Here is a 24,166-nt window from a genome sequence, read left to right as displayed (position 1 = left end):
GGGTCGTCCTCCTTATTGGCTCTTGCGGGCGATCGCCCGGCGGGCGGCTTCCGCAATGTTTTGCGGCGTGATGCCGAACTCGCGATACAGCACCGGCGCCGGTGCCGAGGCGCCGAAACCGCGCATGCCGACGAACTCGCCCTCAGCACCGATCCAGCGCGGCCAGTCGCCGAGCACAGCCGCCTCGATCCCGACACGCGGCGCGGTGCCGAGCACGGCGGCGCGGTAATCCTCCGGCTGCTCTTCGAACAGGGCGAAGCATGGCGCCGAGACCACGGCTGCGCGGATGTGTTCGGTCGCGAGCAGGCGGGCGGCTTCCAGCGCGATCGAAACTTCCGAGCCCGTCGCCATCAGCGTCACGTCGCGGCCGCCATCCGGCGAGACGGCGAGATAGGCCCCGCGCGCGACGCGGTTTTGACCGCGCGCATCGCTGCGGAAGGTCGGCAGGGCTTGCCGCGACAGGCAGAGCACCGAGGGACGGTGCTCCGCCGCAAGCGCGCAATCCCAGGCCTCCAACGTCTCCACGGCGTCAGCCGGCCGGAACACGAGCAGGTTCGGAATGACGCGCAGCGCCGCGAGATGCTCGACCGGCTGATGCGTCGGGCCATCCTCGCCGAGGCCGATGGAGTCGTGCGTCATCACATGGATGACGCGCAGACGCATCAGGGCCGCAAGTCGGATCGCCGGCCGGCTGTAGTCGGAGAACGCCAGGAACGTCCCGCCATAGGGAATGAAGCCGCCATGCAGCGCGAGACCGTTCATCGCGGCCGCCATGCCGTGCTCGCGAATGCCGTAGTGGATGTAGTCGCCGGCGAACGCGCCGCGCGTGACCGGGACTTGCACCTTCGCGTGGGTCAGGTTCGAATGAGTCAGGTCCGCGGAGCCACCGACCAGGCCTGGAATTGTCCCGGCGATGCCGTCGAGCACCTGTTGCGAGGCCTGCCGCGTCGCGATTCGTGGCCGTTCGCTGGCAAAGCGTTCGCGCAATTTCGCCGCGGCCAGCGCGAAGGTGGCGGGAAGAGCGACGGCCTTGCCCTCGACGAACAGATCACGCTGCTCGGGCGTCGCACTTTCGTAGCGATCGAGCCAGGCGAGACGCTCGACCTGCCCGCGCTGTCCGATCATCCGCCACGCCTTCAGGATCGTGACAGGCACCACGAAGGGCTGATAGTCCCAGCCGAGCGTTCGGCGCGCCGCCGCGGTCTGCTCGCTGCCGAGCGGCGCGCCATGCGCCTTCTCGGTGCCCTGTCTATCAGGCGCCCCATAACCGATGATGGTGCGGCAGGCGATCAGCGACGGCTTTGCGGTCTCGCGCTCTTCGGCAATCGCCCGTGCAACCGCTTCGGGATCGTGGCCGTCGACGCGGCGCACCGACCAGCCGGACGCAGCGAAGCGCGCGAGCTGGTCGTCCGATGTCGCAAGCGACGTCGGACCGTCGATGGAGATACCGTTGTCGTCGAACAGCACGATCAGGCGGCCGAGCCCGAGATGGCCGGCGAGCGAAATCGCCTCCTGGCTGATGCCTTCCATCAGGCAGCCGTCGCCGGCGATGACATAGGTGAAGTGGTCGACGAGCCCGTCGCCATGCCGTGCATTGGCCATGCGCTCGGCGAGCGCCATGCCGACGGCAGTGGCGATGCCCTGCCCCAGCGGCCCAGTCGTGGTCTCGACACCAGGCGTGTGGCCGTATTCCGGATGGCCCGGCGTCTTCGAGCCCCATTGCCTGAAGGCCTTGATGTCGTCGAGGCTGACGGCGCCGCCGGTCAGATGCAGCAACGCATAGAGCAGCATCGAGCCGTGGCCCGCCGAGAGCACGAAGCGATCCCGATCCGGCCAGTTCGGGTGCGCGGAGTCGAATTTCAGGAAGCGCGAGAACAGCACGGTCGCGACATCGGCCATGCCCATCGGCAGGCCGGGATGACCGGACTGCGACGTCTCGATGGCATCGACCGCGAGGAAGCGGACGGCGTTGGCGAGGTCGTTGTGCGCGACCGCCGTGAGGTCGGCTTCGGCGTGGACGGAGATGTTCATTGGATCCTCCCTCTTCACTTCAGGTTTCGCTTGCGCTCGATGAGCTGCATGATCAGCGGCGTCAGGATCAGCTGCATCGCAAGGTCCAGCTTGGCGCCGGGGCACACGATGGAGTTCGCGCGCGACATCCAGCTGTGCGGCAGCATCGAGAGCAGATAGGGGAAGTCGATGCCGCGCGGGTTCTTGAAGCGGATCACAACCATCGATTCGTCCGGCGTCGGGATCCAGCGCGCGATGAACGGATTGGAGGTGTCCACCGTCGGCACGCGCTGGAAGTTGATGTCGGTCTCGGTGAATTGCGGGCAGATGTAGTGGATGTAATCCGGCATCCGCCGCAGGATCGTGTCGGTGACGGCCTCGGTCGAATAGCCGCGCGCGCTGCGATCACGATGCAGCTTCTGGATCCATTCGAGATTGATGACGGGCACGACGCCGATCTTCAGGTCGGCGTAACGCGCGACATTGACCTTGTCGGTGACGACGGCACCGTGCAGGCCCTCGTAGAACAGCAGGTCCGAATTCTCCGGCAGCCGCTCCCATTCAGTGAAGGTGCCGGGCGCCGCACCGTGCAGCGCTGATTCCTCGGCATCGTGCACATAGTGCCGCGTCGTCGCCGTACCGGTCTCGCCGTAGTCGCGGAAGGCACGCTCCAGCTCCTCGAACAGGTTGGTCTCGGGGCTGAAATGGCTGAAATGCCTGTTGCCGCGCTCGGCCTCCTTCGCCATCTGCGTGCGCATCTCGACGCGGTCGTAGCGGTGGAAGGCGTCGCCCTCGATGTAGACGGCGTTGACCTTCTCGCGGAAGAAGATCTGCTCGAACGTCTTCTTGACCGAGGTCGTGCCCGCGCCGGAGGAGCCGGTGATGGAGATGATCGGATGCTTCCTGGACATGTGTCGCCCTCCTCACAGCCGGAAGAAGCCGCGCCGCGCGAACAGCGGCGCCGAGACGCTGGCAACCAGCAGCGGATCGCAATGCAGCTCCTCGACGCGCCGCACCTGGTTGCTCGAGCCCATGATCAGCGGCACGCGCTGGTGCAGGCTTTGCGCTGATAGGTCGAGGATGCGCTCGCGCCCGGTCGTGGCGGAGCCGCCGGCCTGCTCGATAATCATGGCCATCGGGTGCGCTTCGTAGGTGAGGCGCAGCCGGCCGTCGCCATAACCTGGGCGCGCATCCGAGGGATAGAGGAACACGCCGCCGCGGGTGAGGATGCGATAGGCCTCGGCGACCAACGAGCCGATCCAGCGCATGTTGAAATCGTGATTGGCGGGGCCTTCGACGCCGGCGAGGCATTCGTCGACGAAGGCGCGCACCGGCGGATCCCAATGCCGGCGATTGGACGCGTTGATCGCGAACTCCTCGCCCGCCTCGGAGATCTGCACGGCGCTGCGCGCGAGGCGGAAGCAGCCGGCCTTGCGGTCGAGCGTGAAGATGTCGACGCCGTCGCCGAGCGTCAGCACCAGCGAGGTCTGCGGACCGTAGGTGACGAAGCCCGCCGCGAGCTGTGCCGAACCGCGCTGATGGAAGGCGAGCGCGAGATCGTCAGGCGCGGGCAGGATCGAGAAGATCGTGCCGACGGTCATGTTGATGTCGATGTTGGAGGAGCCGTCGAGCGGATCGATCGCGACGCAGATGCGGCCTTCGCGGTCGCAGATCTGCGGCTCGCGCATCTCCTCCGACGCCAGCGCCGCGATCGGCAGCTTGCCGAGGCAGCGGCGCAGGATCGCATCCGCCTGCACGTCGAGATCGCGCTGGACGTCGCCGTCGCTGTTGCGGCCGGTGGTCAGGCCCGAGGCGTCCGCGAGATCGCCGGTGCCGATGAGGTCGGCGATCTCGATCGCAGCTGCCGCGATGGCATCGACTGCGGTCGCCACCACCAGCGCGTGGGGCGCGGTCTCCGAGTACCGTTGAAGGTGATCGTCCAGCCTGAGTTGCCCGGTCATCTGCGTCCATCCCCTGGCCGGCGCCGCACCCATTCCCTCCCCGGCGGAGGTCGGTGCAGTCGGTCCCGGCATCAGGAGATTGACAGCGGAGGCTTAATAAGGAAAATTTCTATTCATAATGAGCGCCAAAGAATTTTCTTATAATGGTCCTGGCCACGCGACGGCCCAGCTCCGGCATCTGACGATCCGGCAGCTGCGCTCGCTTGCGGCGCTTTCGGCCAAGGGCAGCGTCACGGCGGCCTCGAGCCAGCTCGGGCTGACGCAGCCCGCGGTGACGCAGCAGCTTCGCCAGCTTCAGGACCTTGCAGGCTTGCCGCTGGTACAGCGGACCGGTGACGGCATGCTGCTGACGGAGGCGGGCAAGGAGGTGCTGGCGCTGGCCGAGCGGGTCGAAGCCGCGATCATGGACTGCCAGGGCGCGCTCGACCTGCTCGCCGGGCGGACCGGCGGCACCGTGCATCTCGGCGCGGTCTCGACCGCGAAGTATTTCGTCCCGCATGCGATTGCGGCGTTCACCAAGCGGTACCCGAAGATCGAGATCAGGCTGACCATCGGCAATCGCGAGGAGATCCGCGAGGCCATGCACGGCTACGACCTCGATTTCGCGGTGATGGGTCGGCCACCGGCCGACGTCAGCGTCGACGTCCGTCAGCTCGGGCGCAATCCGCACATCATCGTCGCCCGCAAGGGACACTGGCTGGAGAAGGATTCCGGCCTCAGCCTGACCGACCTCGTGCACGAGACCTTCCTCACGCGCGAGCCGGGATCGGGCACGCGCACGCTGATGGAGGGCATGTTCCAGAAGTCGGACCTCGAGCCGGTCATCGGCATGGAGATGAGCAGCAACGAGACCATCAAGCAGGCGGTCATCGCCGGGCTCGGCATCGCCTTCATCTCGGCCCACACCGTGGCGCACGAGCTCGCCGAAGGCCGCCTGATCGTGCTCGACGTCGCGGGCCTGCCGATCGTGCGGCAATGGTACGTGATCCGCCGCAGCGACAAGGTGCTGCTGCCGCCGGCGCAGGCGATGTTCGATTTTCTGGGCTCGGAGGGGTCGAACTATCTGCCCGACGTGCCCGAGTTCGGCGAGCGGTAGCCCGCCGACGTTCAGCCCATCAGCTTCATCGCGACCGTTGCCGCGAGAATGACGATGATCTGAAGCAGGCGCTCTGTGGTGAAGATGCGGTTGAAGGTGGTCATCGCGCGCCCCCGGCCGGCGTGAAGGAGATTCGGGCGACTTGCTATCATGTGCGGGCGCCGGGGTAACTCCGTAGTCGCCACGGATTCTGCTCCCGACTAGTGCCAGCGATCGCCGCTGTTCGTCGCCGATCTCGCGGCGATGGTTAACGATCAAGCCGCAAGCGGAGCCGCGTAGTCCATGCGCGCGGCGAAATAGGCTTCCAGCTCCGACAGCGCCCGCGCTTCCCAGTCCCTCGCCTGCTCCAGCAGCGACCAGCTCTGGCCCGGGCGGAATGCAGCGGTCTGGCGATAGAGCGATGCGATGCCGCGATAGCGGCGCACGTTCTTCAGGATGGCGTGCCCGTTGACTTGGCCATTCATGTCCGAAAACTCCCTCGTCATTCCCGGGGGAGAAATTGCGGCCAAATCTTTTTCGAAAAGTTAGCAGCGTCCGGCAAACGCGCGGATGGTTGCCGGACTGTTGCGTGGGCGCAACGCGCGCTGCCGCGCGGCGTCCATTTATTGCGAATTCGTTGCCGCGCTTTCGCCCGAACGCTTCAGCCCGCCGCGGCTGATGATCGTCATCGTCTCGCGGCAGAGATCGGCAAGGCCGATCAGGAGCACGGCGAGGAGACAGAACAGGTTGATGGAATCCGCGTTCGCGCTGGAGAGCGGAGTGAACTGGAAGACGGGCGGTATGAACGCCCACCACACCAGCGGAACGGTGAGCACCGCGGCGAATGCCGCCGCCGGCGCGCCCGCGACCAGTCCGAGCACGAACAGGCCGGGCAGGAACGCCGCGAAATAGAGTTTTGCGCCGAGCGCGACGCAAATGCCCTGAAGCACCGCCGCTAGTCCGACGACGACGAATCCGAGCAGGAACGCCTGCCACGACCATGGCCGTACCCGCGGTACGCCAAACAGCCCCGCACGCCTCATCAGCCTCCCCCTGCCGCCCGTTGACCGGGCCCGCTTGCGACCAAAGTACTACAGCGGCAGGCAAACCGCGAGGTGGAAATTGCGCCGGCCCAGGCCTCGCAGGGCCACGTCTCCGAGGCTTGGTAAACGCCCCCACCGTGCAATTCCGGCCTTCAATTCCGGCCGTGGCTGGCGGCTACTCGGTGGCCGCATAGAGCAGGCCCGCGACGGGCAGCGCGAGGCCAATGGCCGAGGACAGCGCCCAGCCGCCTTGCGCGAAGGCCCAGGCGCCGACCGCAGAGCCGGCCGCGCCGGCCGCGAAGAAGGTCGCCATATAGAGCCCGTTGAGGCGGCTGCGGTGCTCGTGCCCGAGCGCGAAGATCGCGCGGAAGCCGAGCACGACGTTGCCCTGCACGCCGATATCGATGACAATCGCGGCCACCACCAGGCAGGCGAGGTTCAGCATCGAGCCGGCCGCGCCGACATAAGTCACGAGGAAGCCCATGGCCGCCAGCAACATCGCGATCAGCGTCGCGATGCGGCTGTGGCCGCGATCGGCGAGCCTCCCCGCGATGGGCGCGGCGAACACGCCGGCGACACCGGCCAGCGCGAACAGCGCGATGCCGCGCTGGGAGAAGCCGAACACGGAGGCGAGCTGGAGCGGCGCGACCGTCCAGAACAGCGTGAAGCAGCCGAACAGGCTGGCCTGGTAGAGCGCGCGGCGCCGGAGCAGCGGCATGGTGCGCACCAGATGGGGCATCGACAGCAGCAGCGTGCCGTAATGCATGCGCGCCACGGGCTTGCGCTTCGGCAGCACCATCCAGAGCACGGCGGCGAGCACGATCATCAGCGCGGCGGAGGCGAAGAACACCGCATGCCACGACGAGGCCGCAGTGACGAAGCTCGACACCGGGCGCGCCAGCATGATTCCGAGCATCAGGCCGGTCGAGACGTTGCCGACGACGCGGCCGCGGATCGCCTCCGGCGCCAGATGCGCCGCATAGGGAATGATGATCTGCACCGCGACCGAGCCGAGCCCGATGAACAACGCCGCGATCAGGAACGGCAGCGCATGCGTCGCGAACGCGGCGGCGAGCAGTGCCGCCGCGCCGAGCGTGATGACCGAGCAGATCAGCGTGCGGTTCTCGACGAGATCGCCGAGCGGCACGATGAGGAGCAGCCCGGTGCCGTAGCCGATCTGCGTCATGGTGACGATCAGTCCCGCCGCCGCGTGCGACAGGCCGAGCGCAGCGCTGATCGGGGCGATCAGCGGCTGGGCGTAGTAGATATTGGCGGCGACCATGCCACAGGCCGCGGCAAGCACGAAGGTCAGGCGCTGCGACACCGCATCCGGCTCGGGCGCGGTCTCGATGGTGGCATTCATCGTCATTTACACGGTCTCCGAAATATCGGGAACGATCGTTCCCTAATAGGACATGAATTCAGTCGAGCAGCTTCATCGCGACGCCGACAAGGCGCTCGCCGTCGAGCGGCAGGCGCGCCTTGCCGACGACGCGCAGGCCCTGCGTGATGCAGATCATCAGCCGCGCGGTGTCGTCGGCCGCGACATGGTCCGGAATCGAGCCGTCGGCCTGGCCTTCGCGAATGAGGCCGGCGATGAAGCTCTCGTTGGTCGCGAGCTGCGCATTGACGCGGGCGCGGACCGCCGGATCGACCGCGCAGAGCTCGACCGCGCTGCCGACCACGATGCAGCCGCGGCGCCCCTCGCTGCCCTGGGAGTGCTCGACATAGGACAGCAGCATATGGCGCAGCCGCTCGCGGCCATTGGCACCGCGCGCGGCAGCAGCGCGGGTCTGCTCCCGGCGCACCGTGGCGTAGCGCTCGAAGGCGGCGAGGAACACGGCATGCTTGTCGCGAAACGCCTTGTAGACGCTGCCGGTGGCAAGCCGCATCGCGGCGGTGAGGTCGCCGATCGAGGTGGCATGATAGCCGCGCTCGCAAAACACCCGCACCGCCCCGTCCAGGGCCGTGTCCATGTCGAACTCCCGGGGACGACCGGGTGGCTGGGAAACGGCTTGCGATCGGCGGGCGGATTTTTGCATTGCGGGATAATAGGGAATGATCGTTTCCGAATAAAGACACGTGGTTGTGATGAGAGTGGATAAGCACAATTGCCAGCTCTCGTGTCCCGGACAAGCGGCAACGCGTAAGCGTTGCTGCGCAGAGCCGGGACCCAGAAACGACCCAGTCTAACGCGGCGACATGGGCCCCGGCTCAGCAGCGCACCGTCGAAGTGACGCTGCGCTGCGTCCGGGGCACGAGAGTGGAGCGTGGGGCACGTTCTCTCAATGCCGTCATTGCGAGGAGCCCTTGCGACGAAGCAATCCAGAGCCTTTCCGCGGAGGGATTCTGGATTGCTTCGCTGCGCTCGCAATGACGGAGCAAGGGGCAGCGGCTTCGTCCTCCAGGCACCACTGTCATTCCCCGCGAAGGCGGGGACAGCCGTGCAGGTGTTTTGCCCGTCGGGGCAATTGTCGTCCTGGCGAAAGCCAGGACGACGTTGGAAGGCAGCGCAGACCAACGCAACAGAGCGGCTTACCCCTTCGGCCGCACCGGCGTGCCGTCCGCCATGGTGGTCACGCCCTTCCGCTCCACGATCATCCCGTAGGCGCGGGGCTGGCGGTGGATGTCGAAATTGAAGGTGGTGCGCTTGTAGGACTGGCAGAGATCGAGATCGCAGCGCGCCAGCGCGATCTCGTCGCCCTTGGTCGTGCATCGCGCGACGATCTCGCCGGAGGGCGCGATGATGCAGCTGCCGCCGATATGGTCGACGCCTTCCTCGATGCCGGCCTTGGCGACGCCGACCACGAAGGTGCCGTTCTGATAGGCGCCGGACTGCATCACCAGATGATTGTGGAACAGCGAGAGGTCATCGTGCTCGGGCGCGGGCGGATTGTGCACCGGCGTGTTGTAGCCGATCATCACCATCTCGACGCCCTGGAGGCCCATCACGCGATAGGTTTCGCTCCAGCGGCGGTCGTTGCAGATCGCCATGCCCATCACGCCACCGAAAGCGTCGGTCACACCGAAGCCGGCGCCAGGCTCGAAATAGCGCTTTTCCAGATGCTGGAATTTGCGCCACGGCTCGTGCTCGGCATGGCCGGGCAGATGGACCTTGCGGTATTTCGCGACGATCGCGCCGCTCTTGTCCACCAGGATGGCGGTGTTGTAGCGCCTGACAATTCCGGCTTCGACCGTCAGCTCGGCATAGCCGAGATAGAACCCGATACCGATCTCGCGCGCGAGGTCGAACAGGCCTCGCGTTTCTGCCCCCGGCATCTCGCGCTCGAAGAAACTGTCGATCTCGGCCTGATCCTCGAAATACCAGCGCGGAAAGAACGTGGTCAGCGCGAGCTCGGGATAGACGATCAGGTCGCAGCCGTTGGCCTTGGCCTGGCGCATCAGGGCCATCAGCCGCGCCACGACCGCAGTCCTCGTCTCGGCGCGCGCAATCGGGCCAAGCTGGCCAGCCGCAACATTCACAAATCTCGCCACGCGTCTTTTCCTTCGTTTGGTTCTTCGATCGCATTGAGCCGAGCTTAGCGCGCGCCACGCCACGCGCACAGGCCGCTCAGGTGCTGAGCCGGATGTGCATACCTCGGATACGACTTCGCAGTCCCACGGCGCGTTATGCCGTACTCTCCCCCTCAGGCCGTCGACAGTCCGCCTCGCCGCTTGATAAACCGGGATGGGCGGGGCAATTTGCGGCCTGGAATCGCCCACGCAACCGAGCCTGTGACCCGTTCAGCCCTGCCGAGCGGACGGACAATGCTTTCCAGGAAGGCGTCATGCCCGCTACGTCAGCCGACAAACTCAAGCTCTTTCGTATCCGCCTTGCTCCGAAGGGCCGGCGCAAGCCGCCTCCAGGGCCGGATATCGAAGGAAAGATCCTCGATGCCGCCGAGTTCGTTTTCGGGCATTTCGGCTTCCGTGGCGCAACGACTGCGCTGATCGCCAAGAAGGCATCGATCGCGAAGCCGCACATCTATTACTACTTCGAGGACAAGGAGGACCTGTATCGCGCGATCCTGGAGCGCGCGATGAACATGTGGGCCAGAGATATCGACAGCCTCGATACCGCGACCGACATCAAGACGATCCTCACCCAATACATCCACAAGAAAGTCGATTTCTCGCGAGATCACCCACATTTGTCGCGCATCTACGCCAATGAAATCATCAGCGGCGCTCAATATATCGGCAGCTTCATCGAGAAAGTTTCAACCCCGCTGCTGCTCGACAAGGTGAAAACCGTCGATCAGTGGGTGGCGAGCGGAGCCATCCGGCCGATCAGCGCGGCCGATCTCTTCTTCTGTATCTGGGCAATGACCCAGGCATATGCCGATTTTTCGAGCCAAATGACCGTCATGAAGCAGAAGCGGCAGCTCGAACAGGTCGACTACGACGCGGCCAAGGCGACGATCGTCCAACTCGTCCTCGGAGGTCTGGGCCTCGAAGGCGATGGACCGGCTCCCGCCAAATCCAACCGTCCCCGCAAGGCCGGCGACCGCCACAAGGCGTGAACCTCGGCGCCGCCCGCGAGGGCGCGCATCTTTTTGTTTTGTGGGGCTTTCTCTGCGCCAGCCGGTGCTGACCTGGCGTTACGACGGGCCTCTCTCCAATCCCTTCAAAACGATCGATGTGTCGATGCCTGTCGCCGCGCCAGGTTCGCTGGTGAACAGCAGGTTTCGCCAGCTCAAAACCGGACTTGTAAAATAATTTTACCGATCGTTAGAAATTGGTACGATGTTTGCTGCGCTCCGGTCGCCTCGCAGTACAGGCATCGACACGGGGACCACCGCTGAAATCGGCGGGCTCCCCGACAGCGCAACAATTGCCGCAGAGCAATCGCACCCGGCGGCCAGCAGTTGAGGTACAGGCTATGTCATCCAAGAGCGGCGAAGTTCCGACCCTGGTCATTACCGGTGCTCACCCGAAACTCTATAACCACGACCTCGCGCCGACGGCCCCGGAGGGCCGCACCTGGGGCGTGTTCAGCCTGTTTGCGATGTGGATGTCGGACGTCCACTCCGTCGGCGGTTACACGTTCGCTGCGAGCCTGTTCTTCCTCGGCCTGACCGGCTGGCAGGTGCTGATCTCCATGCTGGTCGGCATCACGGCGGTCTACTTCCTGATGAATCTGATCGGACGCCCGTCGCTGCGCTACGGCATTCCGTTCCCGGTCGTGGCCCGCATCTCATTCGGGGTGATGGGCGCCAATCTTGCCGCCATGGTGCGAGGCGTCGTCGGGATCGTCTGGTACGGCGTGCAAACCTATTTCGCCTCGAAGGCCGTGCAGGTCCTGATCGTCACCCTGGTGCCGTCGGCCGCCGATCTCACCCACAACAGCATCGTCGGCCTGTCCACGCTCGCGTGGTTCAGCTTCCTCTTCATGTGGTTGTTCCAGCTTGTCATCTTCCTGAGCGGCATGGAGCGCATCCGCCGCTTCATCGATTTCTGCGGGCCGGTGGTCTACGTCGTCATGTTCGCGCTGGCGATCTGGATGCTGTGGCAAGCCGGATTCTCGAGCCTGTCCCTTCAGCTCAGCCCGCCGGCCGCCTCCAACGCCGCGACGATTGGCGTGATGGCGAATGCCGCGATGCTGATCGTGGCCTACTTCTCGGCCCTCCTGCTCAATTTCGGCGACTTCGCCCGGTTCGGCAAGGATGAGCAAGCCATGAAGATGGGCAATCTCCTCGGCCTGCCCGTCAACTTCCTGGTCTTCTCGATCATCACGGTGATCGTGACGGCCGGTACACTGAAGGTGTTCGGGGAGGCGATCATGGATCCCGTACTGATCGTGGAAAAGATCGGCAATCCGTTCGTCGTCATCATCGGATCGATCACCTTCATCGTCGCGACGATGGGCATCAACATCGTCGCCAACTTCGTTTCACCGGCTTACGACATCTCCAACCTCAATCCCCAGCGAATCAATTTCAAGCTGGGGGGCCTTATCACGTCGATCCTGTCGGTGCTGGTGTGTCCGTGGCTGTTCGTCGCAAGCCCATCGGCCATCACGCTGTTCGTCAGCATCTTCGGCTCGGCACTGGGGCCGATGTTCGGCATCATGATCGCCGACTACTACCTTGTGAAGCGGCAGATCGTCGTGCTGGAGGACCTCTATACGATGTCGCCGAGCGGCGAATTCCACTATGACGGCGGCTGGAACCACAAGGCGCTGATTGCTCTTGCCGTATCCGGCACGCTGTCGATCGGGCTGTCGCTGGCGGGCGCCTACGGGCTGATGTTCAACGTTGGCGACTGGGGCTGGTTGATCGGCGCCAGCGTCGGAGCGATCGCTTACAGCGCGCTCTCGAAACAGGACAGCAGCGTCATTGCCGCTCTCCCCGCGAGCGAATGACAATCAGGATCCAGACGGCCGAGCCGGCACCAGCCGGTTCGGCCGGCGCATCGGTCAGGCTGCTTCAATCAAGGCGATATCATCTCAATCTGCGCGATTGACGAGCCGCAGTCGAAGTCCGCCCTCGCCTTCGGACGACGCGACTTACCCGCAGGCGAACTCGGGCGATAGCTCTAGAGCCCCGTTCCGACTAGATTCCTGTTTTGACGCGTTTTACTTGCGCGAACTGGTGTCCACTTCGCAGGAAACCGCTCTCTCGTCTGCGACGGCCAGCGCACATGGATCCGCGTTGCCGATCTGCAACGGTTCCCCACGGTCTGAAGCCGGACAAAAGAAACTCCCATTGCGGCCACGAACCGCTCTCACAACGCCGTGAGACGACAGGGGAACTACGATGCGTGCACAACGCGTTTGGAAAGTGAACGGGGCGGCCAGCATTGGTCAGCTTCAATCCAGACTGGACGATCTGAACAAGCGTCTCAGCCAGCTCGAAAGCCAGCATCCCGACAGCTGGAAGGTCGAAGAGCTGAGATCGCATGCGCTCGGCCTCTCGCGTGAGATCGACGACATCCGCTGCGCCGAGGCGACGGCGGCGTTGAGCGAGCTGCTGCGAAAATAGGCGCGACCCGACGTTTCGGCGTTGCGCCGGGAACCAACGTCCGCCGCCACCATTTTCCATGCAGAGCATGAATCTGGCGCTGTGAGGGCTTTCGCATGACGTCCGATCCCGAGGAGCAGGTGAGGCTGCAAGGTTTCGGCGAGATGACGTTGCGGACGGCGATCGCGACGCTGATGCAGCTCGCGCCGCGCGAGCGATCGGAGGCCGCGATCTTTCTCGTTCGCGACGGTGTGCGGCTGGCGTCGAGCGAAGTCGCCGAGCTCGCCTCACACTGGGGCATCGAGCCGATGCCCAACGTGCGATCGCCCAGACTGGTCCCGGAGCAGCGCTGGCCTGACATTGTGCGCGGCATGGTGCGCGAGGCGCCGTTGCCCTCGCTGATGGTGGCGTTTCTGGTGGGGGTGCTGGTGGCACGGCGGTGAAGCTCGGGGGACGCGGATCCTGACCGCTTCATGGGTCTGAACGGGCTGCCTCGACGCGCCCAGGCGGCCGTCGACCCGCCGCTCGAAGAACGCCTTTGACTCCGGTGAGGCGCCCTGCCAGATTGGTAGACATATCTCGCCCACACACCTTTTGGATGTAGTTGATTGTCAGGATAGAAAATGCCGGTCACGCGTCGGATTTACGTGAGCCTGCCCGCAGACCCCTGGTTGCCGCCGAACCTCAATCGCCTGAAATGGGCCATCGTCGACGAGATCGAAAAGCATAATTTCGTCCCGGAGGTCTTTACCAATCCAAGGGGCAAGCCTGGCCTGGCATCGTCGCGATCCTGGCACCCTCGCGACGCAGATGAAATCGCCCGACGCTGCGTCGGCGCCGCGCTGCTCGGCATGGCCCGCTGGAACTTCAATGACGCGAATTCGCAGCCCGTCCTTCTGCCGACCGAATTCAACCACTATGAGGGAGCTCTCACCCGGACCCTCGGACTGCCGATGCTGGTGCTGGCGCAGCGCGACATCAAACGCCGCGTCGTCTTCGACCTCAACTTTGCCGGGTTCGTCGGCGGATTTGACGGCAATGCAGACGTCGAATGGCTGCACACCGACGAATTTCTGGTGCCGTTCAACTACTGGCTGGACAAGCTGAGGGAACGCAAGGACGTATTTCTCGGCTACGCGAGCACGTCGAGCCAGACTGCACAATCGATCAAGACCTATTTGAAGAGCCTCGGGGCCGAGGTGCTGGACTGGCAAACGGACTTCATTCCAGGCCGGACCATTCTGAATCAGATCGAGCAGGCGGCTGCGCGATCGATCGGCGGCATATTTCTCTTCACGAAGGACGATGATCTCGCCGACCCGCCGCCCGGCGTCGCGGCGGTGCCGCGTGACAACGTCGTGTTCGAAGCGGGCTACTTCATCGGCCAGAAAGGAAAGAACAACGTTCTGGTCATCCGGGAGTCCGGATCAAAACTGCCGGCCGATCTCGGCGGCGACATCTATGCGGCCCTGCCCACGCAGGGCGATATCCAACCGATCGAGCGGTCGCTGAAGGCGTTCGTGGAGTCGATCTGAGCGCGTTTCACGAGGACGACACCCTCGCGGCAGTTGCCGCATGTCTTCGTGACCGCGCCTCCTCGTTGCGTCATCTCGAAGCTACTCCAGCCGAAACATCTGGCGCTCCGCCAAGGCACGCGCCCCATCCGGACAAGGCATTTTCGCAGGGCCGCAGCATCACAGTCCGCGGCAGAACCGCCAGCCCGGCGGCTCAGCGACTGACCTTGATGGCGTCCGCATTGGCGTCATGAAGCAGCTTGACCATTCGATCGGGATCGCCGAACGGCGACTGCATCGCGGCTGCGGCAAAATGCGGCGCGAACTGACGCAAGTCGGGAAGCATCATGCTTTCGCTCTGCGCGGCAATGCTCGCGCCGGCCTGCCGCTGGATCCACCAGTCAAGGGCGCCCGGCGCGGCCGGCTGCATCAGCTTCCCGAACGGCGCCATCGCTGCGCGGGCCATCTCGGTCCAGGCCAGCAGCGGCCGGCTGAAATCGGGGCCGGACGCGCCGAACGCGCGTCCGAAGAAAGCCTGATGGTAAGCGATCCAGAACTGCATCGCGTCGATCGAGACATTGACGGGATCGCGCATCAGGCCGGCGGCGAGATTGGCCCAGCGATCGACGTCCACGTCCGCGCGATCAGACAGCGCGCGCGGCGAGCGAACATATTGCAGGAAGTCCTCGAGCGTCGCCGGCTGCAACTCGGTGTAGATCTGGAGAAACTCCGGAATTCCGGCCTCATCGCCCAACGACTCCGCCTTCTGTACGCCCTCGTCGAGATCGTAGAGGCCGACAAGCCGGCGCCCCCACCGTCCGTCGAAGAAGCCGAGCTCCCACGGCATCCAGCGCGAGCTACGCGAGCGGGCGGTGTAGGCATAGATCAGGCAGCGGCAGGTGCGCAGGTTCTCGCGGATGCGGTCGGTGAGGGCCGCGTAGTCGACGGGAGCGGACGTCTGGATCCGCTTCATCTCCGCATCGTCGTCGTCGATCCAGCAGGAGAGGCCAAGACCCTCGATGCGCTGCTTCAGCTGCTTTGCCTTCTCCGCGTCCTCCATCTTGTGCGAGATGAAGACGTCGACATATCTCGTCATGGCCAAGCTCCTCCCCAACGGCGCGATGCCCGCCCTGGAACTGTACACGAGCATTGCCGGATCGAGGAAGTCAGGGCCGTCCGGGTTGCGCTATCGTTGCGGCTTTCTTGAAGCGGAGCAAGCGTCGGGGCCGCGTCCGCCCCCGCGTCGCGTGTGTTGAGGGCCGTGGGCCGCTATCGCGGTTATCGGGGTCGGGTCAGTGGAGCCTCGTCCAAAATGGCGGTACTTGAGCACAGCCACAGGGCCGATCATGCGAAATGGCAGGCAACGAGATGATCTGCCGCTCCAACCACCTTCAGCTGCGGCTCTCTTTCTGAGCAAATCGGTTGCGCCAGTGGACAGCGCGTCCGAAAGCGGCAACCGGAGGGAGGCTGGATCGGATTGGGAATGTCCCCCCGCAACACGACGGCCCGCCGCTGGCGGCCTGGAATCGGCTCTGGCACCGCCGACACCAGCGCCTGAGTATAGGGATGAAGCGGCGCGCGGCAGAGCCGCTCGGTCGACGTCAGTTCAACAAGCTTGCCAAGATACATCACCGCGATCCGATCGCTGACATAGCTGACCGCAGCGAGATTGTGCGAGATGAAAACGTAAGTCAGGCGCAGCTCGCGCTTTAATTCCACCAGCAGGTTCAGAACCTGTGACTGGATCGAGACGTCGAGCGCGGAAACGGGTTCGTCGGCAACCACAAGTCTCGGTCGAAGCACAAGCGCCCGCGCAATTCCGACACGTTGACGCTGGCCACCTGACAGCTCGTGAGGATAGCGGTGTGCAGCCTCCCGGCGCAGCCCCACCCTGTCGAGCATTTCTGCAATCAGCCTGTCACGCATGGGACGCTCCATGCCCTGGGCATGGAGACCCTCCCCAATGATGTCGTGGATCTTCATCCGGCGATCCAGCGATCCGCTGGGATCCTGAAAGATGAACTGCATCTGACGGCGCGAGCGGCGCAATTCCGCCCCGTTCAGATCGGCCATCTTCGTGCCGTCGAACGACAATTCTCCGGCGCTCGGCTTCATCAGCCCCACCAGAATCCGTCCGAGCGTGGATTTTCCGCTGCCGGATTCGCCAACCAGACCGAGTGTCTCTCCGAGGCCGACGTCCAGGTCGATACCGTCGACCGCTCGCGCATACACAACGTCGCGTCGCAATAGGCCACTACGAACAGGAAAGTATTTTTCGACGCCACGGGCACGCAACAACGGCTCATGCATTTGCAGTTGCTCCCCGCTGCGATTGCTCCGCAGCGTAACGCAGCCAGCAGGCTGCATATCCCGAGTCGGTTGCGAACAGCGCCGGCGGTTCGCGACGACAATGGTCGGACGCGTAGCTGCAACGCGGGGCGAACCGGCAGCCCACTGGCCACTGAAGCGCGCTGGGGACCATGCCGGGGATCACGTTGAGCGGCTCGGCCTGCGTCATTCCGAGGAGTGGGATCGACCTCAGCAATGCCTCGGTGTAGGGATGCTGCGGGCTGCGGAAGACGGCTTCGACGGAGCCGTGCTCCACCACCTGCCCCGCATACATCACGGCAACGTCGTCGCACATCTCGGCGACGACGCCGAGATCATGGGTGATCAGGATCACCGCCATCGCCAACCTGTCCCGCAGCTGGCGAAGCAGCTCGAGGATCTGCGCCTGGATCGTGACATCGAGCGCAGTGGTCGGTTCATCCGCGATCAAGAGCTTGGGGTCGCAGGCCAGCGCCATGGCGATCATGACCCGTTGCCGCATGCCGCCCGACATCTGGTGCGGAAAGGCGTCGACGCGCCGCTCGGGTGACGGAATCCCCACCAGATCGAGCAGCTCGATCGCGCGCGCGCGCGCCTGGCGCGCGCTGATGCGACGATGCAGCCGGATCGCTTCGACGATCTGGTTGCCCACCGTAACGACCGGATTGAGCGAGGTCATCGGCTCCTGAAACACCATCGACATTCGATTGCCGCGGACATCCTCGAGTTCCCGTTCCGAAATCGCCGCCAGATCCTTGCCTTCAAAGTAGATATGGCTGCCGGGCAGAATGCGGCCCGGCCGCTCGATCAAACGCATGATCGAAAGTGCGGTGACGCTCTTTCCGCTGCCGGATTCACCAACGATCCCGAGCGTGCGGCCCTCGCGAACCTCGAGATTAATTCCGTCGACGGCCTTCATCACGCCGGATCGCGTGTCAAAATAGGTCCGCAGATTTTCTACGCGCAGCAGCGACATGATTACGCCCCGCTAAACCACGGCCCTTCGTCCGGCCCGGTTTCGATCAGGAATTCGGTCGAAATGATCCAGAGGCGAGCCTGCCGTGTCCGGTCCACTCCGTGCAGGCGCGCGAACGATTCCGCCGGCACATGGCCGGCATGGATCCGCGCTTCGCTGATGGTGCGGATGCCCTTGGTCCAGAACCGTTCCTTGATCGACACCGGCGCAACCGCCAGCGCGCCGTGATCGATCCCTCGATCGATCACCGTGGCCGGTTCGAGCGCCCCGTCCGCCGCCCCGGTAAAAAAGGAGTGGAAGCGTCGATCGAGCTTCTCGATCCTTTCGATGAAGTGTAGATCGGACAACCGGTCGCGCATTGCACCAGTCTTCAATTTGTCGAGCATCGATCAACCTCTCGGATCCAGAGCATCGCGCAAGCCATCGCCCATCAACGTGAAGCCGACGACGACAAACACGATGGCAAAGCCCGGGCTGAGGGCGAGCCATGGCGCGAGCGCCATCACCGAGGTGGATTCGGCGATCATGCCGCCCCAGGTCGGATCGGGCGGCTGCACGCCGAGCCCGAGAAACGACAGCGAGGCCTCGGTCAGGATCGCGATCGTCACCGTCAACGACGCCTCGACGATCAGGGGCGACGCGATGTTCGGCAGAACGTGCCGCCACAGGGTTCGCGCGCGCGACACGCCAAGACCGATGGACGCGGTGACGTAGTCCCGCTCCCGCACCGACAGCGTCGAGGCGCGCGCAACGCGGGCGAAGCGCGGCATGAACAACAGGCCCATGGTGAACACGAGATTGGGCAGGTTCGGCCCGAGCGCGGCCACCAGCGCAATCGCCAGCAAGAGCGCGGGAAAGGCCTGCAGGATGTCGAGCACGCGCATCAGGCAGGCATCCGGCAGCTCGCTGGAATATCCGGCGAGGAGGCCGATCAGGGTGCCCGATGCAAACGCCAGCACCGCGCTCAGGCAGGCGGCCGCGAGCGAGCTGCGCGCCGCGTAGAGGATCCGCGTCAGGACGTCGCGTCCGAGCTGATCCGTGCCCAGCAGATATTGACTTGACGGCGGCGAGAGCGATGCGTCGGCGATCTCCAGTGGATCGTGCGGGGTCAGCCAGGGCGCGGCGAGCGCGAGGGCGATCGACAGCAGCACGATCGCGGCCCCGATCAGGAGCGGCAGATTCAGGCGAAGCCGGAAACGCGAGGACACCGGATCGGAGTCGTCGGCAACCGCCGGCTGGTTCAGCTGCAGACCGGCTGGGTCCGGCACGTCGATCACAGTCGGATGCGCGTCAGCCATGCTGCTGAATCCTCGGATCGAGCAAATAATAGCTGAGGTCGACCAGAATATTGATCAGGACCACGAGCGTGGTGATCACCAGCACTGTGGCCTGAACCTGGGTATAGTCGCGGTGATAAATCGCATTGAGCATCAACTGCCCGATCCCGGGCAAGCCGAACACCTGCTCGACCACGACCGCACCTGCAATAAGGTGGGCGGCGGTGACACCGACCGCGGTCACCACCGGCAACAGGGCATTGCGAAGGCCGTGCCGGACCAGCACGCGGAGACGACCGGCGCCCTTGGCGCGCGCCGTCGCCATGTAGGGCTCCGCCAGCACTTCGAGCATGGCGACACGCGTGTAGCGCATGATCGTCGTGGCGGACGCCAGCGACAGCACAAAGGCCGGCAGCAGCAGGGTCTGAAGCCCTCCGAGCGGATCGTGATGGAGGTCGACGGCGCCCAGCGTCTTGAACGAGGGCAGATAGATCGAGAGCAGCAACACCGCGGCCACGCCGACGAAGAACGGCGGTGTCGACAGGCCGAGCAGCGCAACACCACGGATGGCGAGATCGGGCCAGCGCCCGCGCGTCGTCGCTGCAATGACGCCGCCGGGCAATCCGATCATGACCGCAATGACCAGCGACGACGCGGTCAGGACCAGAGTCACCGGGAGATGCGAGGCGATCTGCGGGCCGACCGGAAACCCCATCACCAGCGAGTTGCCGAAATCGCCGCGCAGCGCGCCCATCAGCCAGATGCCGTACTGGACCGGCAGCGGCTGATCGAGATGCAGGGCGCGGCGGATGTTCTGGGCAGCTTCGGAGTCGAGCGCCACCGTGGGGCCGGCCAGCACGCTGACGATATCGCCGGGGATCAGATGAATGATGGCGAAGCTCATCAGCGACACGCCGAACAGCACCGGCACTGTGAGAACGATGCGCCCAGCGGCATATCTGAGCATCGACACCTCCATTCAAGTCCCGCGCTTGCACCTATTGCAACCAGGCCTGCCGAAGATAGACGCGCAGCGTCGATGGCAAGGCGCGGTAGCCCTGCAACTTCGTCGACCACATCTCCCATCGCAGCGGGGCGGCACAGGGTGTGATGACGTAAGCCATGTCGGCGACGCGCTGCTGGACCGCGCGATAGTGGCGGACACGCTCGGCCGGGTCATAGCTCTGGCGCGCCTTGGCGAGCAGATCGTCCAGCACGGGATCGGCCGTCTTGCCCGGGTTGACCGTGGAGCGAGAGTCCAGCCGGATCGAGATATTGGTGTCGGGGTCGGGTCCCCAAACCAGGCCGGCCATCGAGATCGGAGATTCCGTCGATTGGAAATCGGCGACGAGATTGCTCCATTCCTTCTGCAGGATCTTGATCCTGATGCCGACACGGCCGACCATCTGCTGGATGATCTGGGCGATCTGAACGTCGCCATAGTTGGCCGGCGAGACGGCAAAAATCGTGTCGAACCCGCCGGCAAAGCCGGCCTCCGCCATCAGCGCCTTGGCCGCGGCCACGTCTTCCCTGGCATAGGGCAAGCCGGGCACCTCGCCGCTCGGGACCGCGAAAGGCGCTTGCATCGGCGGCAGCGCGGCCGCGAGGCCGGCGCGGCCGCGCCAGACCACCTTGACGATCAGCTCACGGTTCAGCGCGAGGCTGAAGGCGCGGCGAACGCGAACGTCGTTGAAAGGGGGCTTGCGCTGATCGAATTCGAGCAGCATCAGCCGCGAATAGGCTTCGGGTTCAGGCGCCACGATATCCGCGACATCGCGCATCTGCGCAGCCGAATCGGGGCGGCCCAGCCAGGTCAGCTGGACGCTGCCCGCCCGCAAAGCCGCCATCCGGCTGCCCTCATCGGGAATGATGCGGAAGTCGATGCCGTCGAGATAAGGCAATCCGGGCTCATAATAGTAGGGATTGCGCTTCAGCCGTATCAGCGAATTCGGCCGGAAATCCTCCAGCATGAACGGCCCCGTGCCGACGCCGCCGGTGACGAGGTCACCGCGCCGCTTGACGTCCTCCCGGCTGACGATCGCGGTGTACCTGACCGTGGCGAGATAGTTGAGGAACGGAGAGAACGGATTGGCGAGACGAAATATCACCGTCCGCGGATCCGGCGTCTCGATTTCGCGGATCACCGAGAAGATCGAGGCCCACGGCGAGCGGGTCGCGGGATCGACCATGCGCTGGAACGTGAACTTGACGTCGTCGCTGGTGAGCGCGTCACCATTGTGGAATTTCACGCCGTCGCGCAGATGGAAGATGAACGTCTGCGAATCCGGATTCTCCCAGGCAACTGCGAGGTCCGGTTCGACACGGCTCACCGTCGCATCCCATCTGAGCAGGCAGCTGAAGATATGCTCGGCGATGTTGGTGGTCGAAAACGCCGCCGTCTTGTGCGGGTCGAGTCCGATCGGATTCTCGTCCTGACCGACAGTCAGCACGCCGCCGCGCTTCGGCGTGGGGCCCTCGCCCTCCGCCGCCATCGACGGCGTCCCGGCGCCATATCCGAGAGCAATCAGCCCCGTCGCGGTGGAGCCGAGGAATTGCCTTCGCGTGAAGTCGCCCCTCATGTCTCACTCCATCAGTCGATCGAGCTTGCCGCAGTGACGAACGGGAGCATGATCGGTTCTGATCGAATCAGAACCGACGCTGCGGATTCCTGTTTTGGCGCGTCGTCTTCACGCGAACTAGGATGCGGGTTCGAGCAGGGCGGCGAGGCGCGGATCGCTGTATTTCCTGGTGACGCCGGCGCGGCGCAGGTCTTCCGCATACAGCTTCAGCAGGGAGCGGATGACGTCGGGGTGTTTTGCCGCGACGTTGGTCGCTTGCTTCGGGTCGGAACGCAAATCATAGAGCTCGACCGGATCGTTCGGCGTCGCGTAGAGCAGCGACCATTGCTCCGTCGTGATGGTGACGGGTTGCCATTCGACCACCGTGCGCATCAGATCGTCGACGACTTCAACCGTATCGCCGGGATTGGCGAGCGGCAGCGCGGTCAGCACGTGATCGCGTCCTTCGAACGGCTGGCCCTGGACTGCGGGGAGCAGCGAGATCCCCTGCATCTCCGCCTGGCGCGGCAGGCCGGCCATGTCGCAGATCGTGGGCGCGAGGTCGAGCGCGCAAGCAAGCTTGCCGGTTCGACCGGCCTTTGCGCCCGGCACATGAATCAACAGCGGTACCTTGGCGATCTCCTCGTAAAGCGGCGAGCGCATCCACGTCGCCTCGCCGGGCGCCCTGCGGACCATCTTGCCCATCAGCCCATGCTCTCCCAGCAGGAAGCCGTGGTCGGAGACGAAGATGATGGCGGTGGAGTCCTCGATGCCGAGGTAGACGAGCTGATCGAGCAGATGCCCGATCCAGCGATCGACGAGCTCGAGCTCGCCGCTATAGAGCGCGCGCGCCACCGCGATATCGCGATCGGTCATGCCGTGCTTCTTGCATTCGCCATAGGGCGGATGCACGCGCTCTCCGGCATAATCGGGAAGATAGTGCCTGACGTAATAGGCCGGCGGGTCCCACGGCTCGTGCGGATCCCAGGTGTCGACCAGCGCGAAGAACTTGTCCTCGTAAATCTGCTCGAGGGATTTGGCGGCCTGCACCATGGTGAGCGGCGCCGGGCAGTCCATCTCGCCCGTGCGCGGATCGGGCTTCACCTTGCCGGTGATCGGCCATTGCGGCAGCTTGCCTTCGCCCTGGCGCTTGGTCTTGTTGGGCGCGCTGTAGGACGAATAGTGCGGCGTTCCCAACAGCTGGGACTTCATGTCGTAGAAGAAATTGAATCCGCGATCATATGAGTAGCCGTTGACCTGATAGAACGGCGTGTCCACCACGCCGAGGGTCGTGTAGCCCGCTTCGGTCAACGTGGTTGCGATCGAGCGATCCGCACGCGGCAGCGCACCCCAGCCTACGCCGGCGAAGGCTGGCTTGCCGGTCAGATAATCGTAGCGCGCGGGGACGGTCGGGAAGCTCGACGCGTAGTAGCGATCGAAAACCATCGATTTGGCGGCAAGCTTGTCGAGATTGGGGGTTCTGACCCCACCACCGTTGTACCCGAGCATATCGGTCCGCACGGTGTCGGACACGATCATGAGGATGCGATCTACCGCCATTTATGACCTCCCTGGTTTTTTTCTTCTGGAATAAAATATCACGCATCACACTTTTGGCGTCAAGCTATAATATATCACACATCACATTTTATATTGCGGGGTTTCATACCGCTGTGCTAGGGGAAATGCATGGAAACGATGCGCAAGGGCTCAGGCGGGCTGGTTTCGGCGCCAAGTCTGCGCGAGCAGGCGCGGCAGGTGATCCGCGGGCTCGTGATCACCGGGCAGATGCAACCGGATCAGCTCTACTCGGTACCGCGACTGGCGGGCGAACTCGGCGTGTCAGCGACCCCGGTTCGAGAGGCCCTGCTTGATCTCGAGCGCGAAGGCCTGCTCGAGGCGGAGCGCAATCGCGGCTTTCGCGTGGTGTCGCTCTCGCTCAACGAACTCAATGACATTTTCTCGGTCCGGCTGCTGCTGGAAGTGCCGAGCGTCGGCGACATCGCGGAGGGCGGCTTGTCGGGCGGACAACTCGACGAGCTTCGTCAGTTGGCGGAGGCCACGCGGCAAACGGCGGATACCGGCGATCTGATTGCCTTCCTTGATACCGATCTCAGATTCCACGTCCAGCTGATCGCCACGCTCGGCAATCACTATCTCGCCAAACTGGTCGAGACGCTCAGGGACCGTGTGCGGCTGCAGGGCTTTGCGAGCGGCGAGTCGCCGCGAGACTTTCTCAAGCAATCCGCCAACGAACACTTCAAGCTGCTCGACTATATCTCGAAGCAGGACCGCAGCGGCGCCGAAGCGACCATCCGACGGCACCTCGAAAGGTCGCGCGACGTATGGGGCGGCCGGCACAACGCCGCGCAGGCGGCAACCGTCGGAATTCTCGACGACTCGTCCTGACCGCGACGGCCCCCTCACCTTCATTCGTCTGCAAAGCGATGCATCTCTCCCGC

The 24,166-nt window shown here is 64.5% G+C and carries 23 protein-coding genes; 7 read left to right on the top strand and 16 right to left on the bottom strand.

Features of this window, described 5'->3' with window-relative positions; all coding sequences use genetic code 11:
* Positions 1-12 precede the first annotated feature (12 nt).
* The 3 genes from tkt to AC1RUR_RS15545 are packed head-to-tail and all read right to left on the bottom strand — an operon-like array spanning position 13 to position 3,971.
* Positions 13-2,031 carry a transketolase gene (tkt, locus tag AC1RUR_RS15555; RefSeq protein ID WP_492845404.1) on the bottom strand — a complete coding sequence of 673 codons (2,019 nt, stop codon included), beginning with the start codon at positions 2,029-2,031 and terminating at the stop codon, positions 13-15.
* Positions 2,032-2,045: 14 nt separating this feature from the next.
* On the bottom strand, positions 2,046-2,921 hold the full coding sequence (locus AC1RUR_RS15550; RefSeq protein WP_492845401.1) for a phosphoribulokinase: 876 nt from the start codon (positions 2,919-2,921) through the stop codon (positions 2,046-2,048).
* A 12-nt stretch (positions 2,922-2,933) separates the two neighbouring features.
* On the bottom strand, positions 2,934-3,971 hold the full coding sequence (locus AC1RUR_RS15545) for a class 1 fructose-bisphosphatase (RefSeq protein ID WP_492845400.1): 1,038 nt from the start codon (positions 3,969-3,971) through the stop codon (positions 2,934-2,936).
* Positions 3,972-4,089: 118 nt separating this feature from the next.
* On the opposite strand from AC1RUR_RS15545, the gene AC1RUR_RS15540 reads away from it, so the two are divergent.
* The gene (locus AC1RUR_RS15540; RefSeq protein ID WP_492845397.1) at positions 4,090-5,067 is read left to right on the top strand and encodes a LysR family transcriptional regulator; all 978 of its coding nucleotides are present in this window, start codon (positions 4,090-4,092) and stop codon (positions 5,065-5,067) included.
* A 254-nt stretch (positions 5,068-5,321) separates the two neighbouring features.
* Here AC1RUR_RS15540 and AC1RUR_RS15535 read toward each other — a convergent pair whose 3' ends face one another.
* From AC1RUR_RS15535 to AC1RUR_RS15515, 5 genes are all read right to left on the bottom strand, one after another.
* Entirely contained in the window at positions 5,322-5,531 is a 210-nt protein-coding gene (locus AC1RUR_RS15535) for a hypothetical protein (RefSeq protein ID WP_492845395.1), read from the bottom strand.
* A 138-nt stretch (positions 5,532-5,669) separates the two neighbouring features.
* Entirely contained in the window at positions 5,670-6,089 is a 420-nt protein-coding gene (locus tag AC1RUR_RS15530; protein WP_492845393.1) for a DUF4118 domain-containing protein, read from the bottom strand.
* 175 nt (positions 6,090-6,264) lie between these two features.
* The gene (locus AC1RUR_RS15525; RefSeq protein WP_492845391.1) at positions 6,265-7,458 is read right to left on the bottom strand and encodes an MFS transporter; all 1,194 of its coding nucleotides are present in this window, start codon (positions 7,456-7,458) and stop codon (positions 6,265-6,267) included.
* A 52-nt stretch (positions 7,459-7,510) separates the two neighbouring features.
* Positions 7,511-8,065, bottom strand: a complete 555-nt coding sequence (locus AC1RUR_RS15520) for a TetR/AcrR family transcriptional regulator (protein ID WP_492845389.1) — start codon at positions 8,063-8,065, stop codon at positions 7,511-7,513.
* Positions 8,066-8,624: 559 nt separating this feature from the next.
* A complete protein-coding gene (locus tag AC1RUR_RS15515) occupies positions 8,625-9,584 on the bottom strand; it encodes an N-carbamoyl-D-amino-acid hydrolase (RefSeq protein ID WP_492845387.1) in 960 nt (319 codons plus the stop codon).
* 80 nt (positions 9,585-9,664) lie between these two features.
* On the opposite strand from AC1RUR_RS15515, the gene AC1RUR_RS15510 reads away from it, so the two are divergent.
* From AC1RUR_RS15510 to AC1RUR_RS15490, 5 genes are all read left to right on the top strand, one after another.
* A complete protein-coding gene (locus AC1RUR_RS15510; RefSeq protein WP_492845385.1) occupies positions 9,665-10,612 on the top strand; it encodes a TetR/AcrR family transcriptional regulator in 948 nt (315 codons plus the stop codon).
* Between the two features lie 359 nt (positions 10,613-10,971).
* The gene (locus AC1RUR_RS15505) at positions 10,972-12,453 is read left to right on the top strand and encodes an NCS1 family nucleobase:cation symporter-1 (protein ID WP_492845383.1); all 1,482 of its coding nucleotides are present in this window, start codon (positions 10,972-10,974) and stop codon (positions 12,451-12,453) included.
* A gap of 394 nt (positions 12,454-12,847) precedes the next feature.
* Complete coding sequence (locus AC1RUR_RS15500; RefSeq protein ID WP_492845381.1) at positions 12,848-13,072, top strand: hypothetical protein; 225 nt, start codon at positions 12,848-12,850, stop codon at positions 13,070-13,072.
* 95 nt (positions 13,073-13,167) lie between these two features.
* Positions 13,168-13,494 carry a hypothetical protein gene (locus AC1RUR_RS15495; protein ID WP_492845379.1) on the top strand — a complete coding sequence of 109 codons (327 nt, stop codon included), beginning with the start codon at positions 13,168-13,170 and terminating at the stop codon, positions 13,492-13,494.
* 180 nt (positions 13,495-13,674) lie between these two features.
* Positions 13,675-14,586: a nucleotide-binding protein gene (locus AC1RUR_RS15490; protein ID WP_492845377.1), complete on the top strand. Its 912-nt coding sequence runs from the start codon at positions 13,675-13,677 to the stop codon at positions 14,584-14,586.
* A 193-nt stretch (positions 14,587-14,779) separates the two neighbouring features.
* Here the strand turns inward: AC1RUR_RS15490 and AC1RUR_RS15485 are convergent, their stop codons facing one another.
* The 8 genes from AC1RUR_RS15485 to AC1RUR_RS15450 form a co-directional block, all read right to left on the bottom strand.
* A complete protein-coding gene (locus tag AC1RUR_RS15485) occupies positions 14,780-15,661 on the bottom strand; it encodes a toll/interleukin-1 receptor domain-containing protein (RefSeq protein WP_492845375.1) in 882 nt (293 codons plus the stop codon).
* Between the two features lie 248 nt (positions 15,662-15,909).
* The gene (locus AC1RUR_RS15480; protein ID WP_492845373.1) at positions 15,910-16,875 is read right to left on the bottom strand and encodes an ABC transporter ATP-binding protein; all 966 of its coding nucleotides are present in this window, start codon (positions 16,873-16,875) and stop codon (positions 15,910-15,912) included.
* A complete protein-coding gene (locus AC1RUR_RS15475; protein WP_492845371.1) occupies positions 16,868-17,869 on the bottom strand; it encodes an ABC transporter ATP-binding protein in 1,002 nt (333 codons plus the stop codon). Before AC1RUR_RS15475 ends, AC1RUR_RS15480 begins: the two co-directional genes overlap by 8 nt.
* 2 nt (positions 17,870-17,871) lie before the next feature.
* Complete coding sequence (locus tag AC1RUR_RS15470; protein WP_492845369.1) at positions 17,872-18,255, bottom strand: hypothetical protein; 384 nt, start codon at positions 18,253-18,255, stop codon at positions 17,872-17,874.
* A gap of 3 nt (positions 18,256-18,258) precedes the next feature.
* The gene (locus tag AC1RUR_RS15465) at positions 18,259-19,167 is read right to left on the bottom strand and encodes an ABC transporter permease (protein WP_492845367.1); all 909 of its coding nucleotides are present in this window, start codon (positions 19,165-19,167) and stop codon (positions 18,259-18,261) included.
* Positions 19,160-20,113, bottom strand: coding sequence for an ABC transporter permease (locus AC1RUR_RS15460; protein ID WP_492845365.1), 954 nt, complete (start codon positions 20,111-20,113; stop codon positions 19,160-19,162). The genes AC1RUR_RS15465 and AC1RUR_RS15460 overlap by 8 nt, the downstream gene beginning before the upstream one ends.
* 31 nt (positions 20,114-20,144) lie before the next feature.
* Positions 20,145-21,725, bottom strand: a complete 1,581-nt coding sequence (locus tag AC1RUR_RS15455; RefSeq protein ID WP_492845363.1) for an ABC transporter substrate-binding protein — start codon at positions 21,723-21,725, stop codon at positions 20,145-20,147.
* Positions 21,726-21,842: 117 nt separating this feature from the next.
* Positions 21,843-23,264 carry a sulfatase family protein gene (locus AC1RUR_RS15450; RefSeq protein WP_492845361.1) on the bottom strand — a complete coding sequence of 474 codons (1,422 nt, stop codon included), beginning with the start codon at positions 23,262-23,264 and terminating at the stop codon, positions 21,843-21,845.
* Positions 23,265-23,393: 129 nt separating this feature from the next.
* On the opposite strand from AC1RUR_RS15450, the gene AC1RUR_RS15445 reads away from it, so the two are divergent.
* A complete protein-coding gene (locus AC1RUR_RS15445; RefSeq protein WP_492845359.1) occupies positions 23,394-24,113 on the top strand; it encodes a GntR family transcriptional regulator in 720 nt (239 codons plus the stop codon).
* Positions 24,114-24,166: the final 53 nt, after the last annotated feature.

It is taken from the genome of Bradyrhizobium sp. GW821-FHT12B03 (assembly GCF_058807535.1).
The sequence above is the reverse complement of the archived record's forward strand: the minus strand, read 5'-3'. Positions and strand labels throughout refer to the sequence as shown.

Excerpts from the sequence above, each read along its gene's own strand:
- tkt (WP_492845404.1), bottom strand. The coding sequence starts at position 2,031 with ATGAACATCTCCGTCCACGCCGAAGCCGACCTCACGGCGGTCGCGCAC.
- AC1RUR_RS15550 (WP_492845401.1), bottom strand. The coding sequence starts at position 2,921 with ATGTCCAGGAAGCATCCGATCATCTCCATCACCGGCTCCTCCGGCGCG.
- AC1RUR_RS15545 (WP_492845400.1), bottom strand. The coding sequence starts at position 3,971 with ATGACCGGGCAACTCAGGCTGGACGATCACCTTCAACGGTACTCGGAG.
- AC1RUR_RS15540 (WP_492845397.1), top strand. The coding sequence starts at position 4,090 with ATGAGCGCCAAAGAATTTTCTTATAATGGTCCTGGCCACGCGACGGCC.
- AC1RUR_RS15535 (WP_492845395.1), bottom strand. The coding sequence starts at position 5,531 with ATGAATGGCCAAGTCAACGGGCACGCCATCCTGAAGAACGTGCGCCGC.
- AC1RUR_RS15530 (WP_492845393.1), bottom strand. The coding sequence starts at position 6,089 with ATGAGGCGTGCGGGGCTGTTTGGCGTACCGCGGGTACGGCCATGGTCG.
- AC1RUR_RS15525 (WP_492845391.1), bottom strand. The coding sequence starts at position 7,458 with ATGACGATGAATGCCACCATCGAGACCGCGCCCGAGCCGGATGCGGTG.
- AC1RUR_RS15520 (WP_492845389.1), bottom strand. The coding sequence starts at position 8,065 with ATGGACACGGCCCTGGACGGGGCGGTGCGGGTGTTTTGCGAGCGCGGC.
- AC1RUR_RS15505 (WP_492845383.1), top strand. The coding sequence starts at position 10,972 with ATGTCATCCAAGAGCGGCGAAGTTCCGACCCTGGTCATTACCGGTGCT.
- AC1RUR_RS15500 (WP_492845381.1), top strand. The coding sequence starts at position 12,848 with ATGCGTGCACAACGCGTTTGGAAAGTGAACGGGGCGGCCAGCATTGGT.
- AC1RUR_RS15495 (WP_492845379.1), top strand. The coding sequence starts at position 13,168 with ATGACGTCCGATCCCGAGGAGCAGGTGAGGCTGCAAGGTTTCGGCGAG.
- AC1RUR_RS15490 (WP_492845377.1), top strand. The coding sequence starts at position 13,675 with ATGCCGGTCACGCGTCGGATTTACGTGAGCCTGCCCGCAGACCCCTGG.
- AC1RUR_RS15485 (WP_492845375.1), bottom strand. The coding sequence starts at position 15,661 with ATGACGAGATATGTCGACGTCTTCATCTCGCACAAGATGGAGGACGCG.
- AC1RUR_RS15480 (WP_492845373.1), bottom strand. The coding sequence starts at position 16,875 with ATGCATGAGCCGTTGTTGCGTGCCCGTGGCGTCGAAAAATACTTTCCT.
- AC1RUR_RS15475 (WP_492845371.1), bottom strand. The coding sequence starts at position 17,869 with ATGTCGCTGCTGCGCGTAGAAAATCTGCGGACCTATTTTGACACGCGA.
- AC1RUR_RS15470 (WP_492845369.1), bottom strand. The coding sequence starts at position 18,255 with ATGCTCGACAAATTGAAGACTGGTGCAATGCGCGACCGGTTGTCCGAT.
- AC1RUR_RS15465 (WP_492845367.1), bottom strand. The coding sequence starts at position 19,167 with ATGGCTGACGCGCATCCGACTGTGATCGACGTGCCGGACCCAGCCGGT.
- AC1RUR_RS15460 (WP_492845365.1), bottom strand. The coding sequence starts at position 20,113 with ATGCTCAGATATGCCGCTGGGCGCATCGTTCTCACAGTGCCGGTGCTG.
- AC1RUR_RS15455 (WP_492845363.1), bottom strand. The coding sequence starts at position 21,725 with ATGAGGGGCGACTTCACGCGAAGGCAATTCCTCGGCTCCACCGCGACG.
- AC1RUR_RS15450 (WP_492845361.1), bottom strand. The coding sequence starts at position 23,264 with ATGGCGGTAGATCGCATCCTCATGATCGTGTCCGACACCGTGCGGACC.
- AC1RUR_RS15445 (WP_492845359.1), top strand. The coding sequence starts at position 23,394 with ATGGAAACGATGCGCAAGGGCTCAGGCGGGCTGGTTTCGGCGCCAAGT.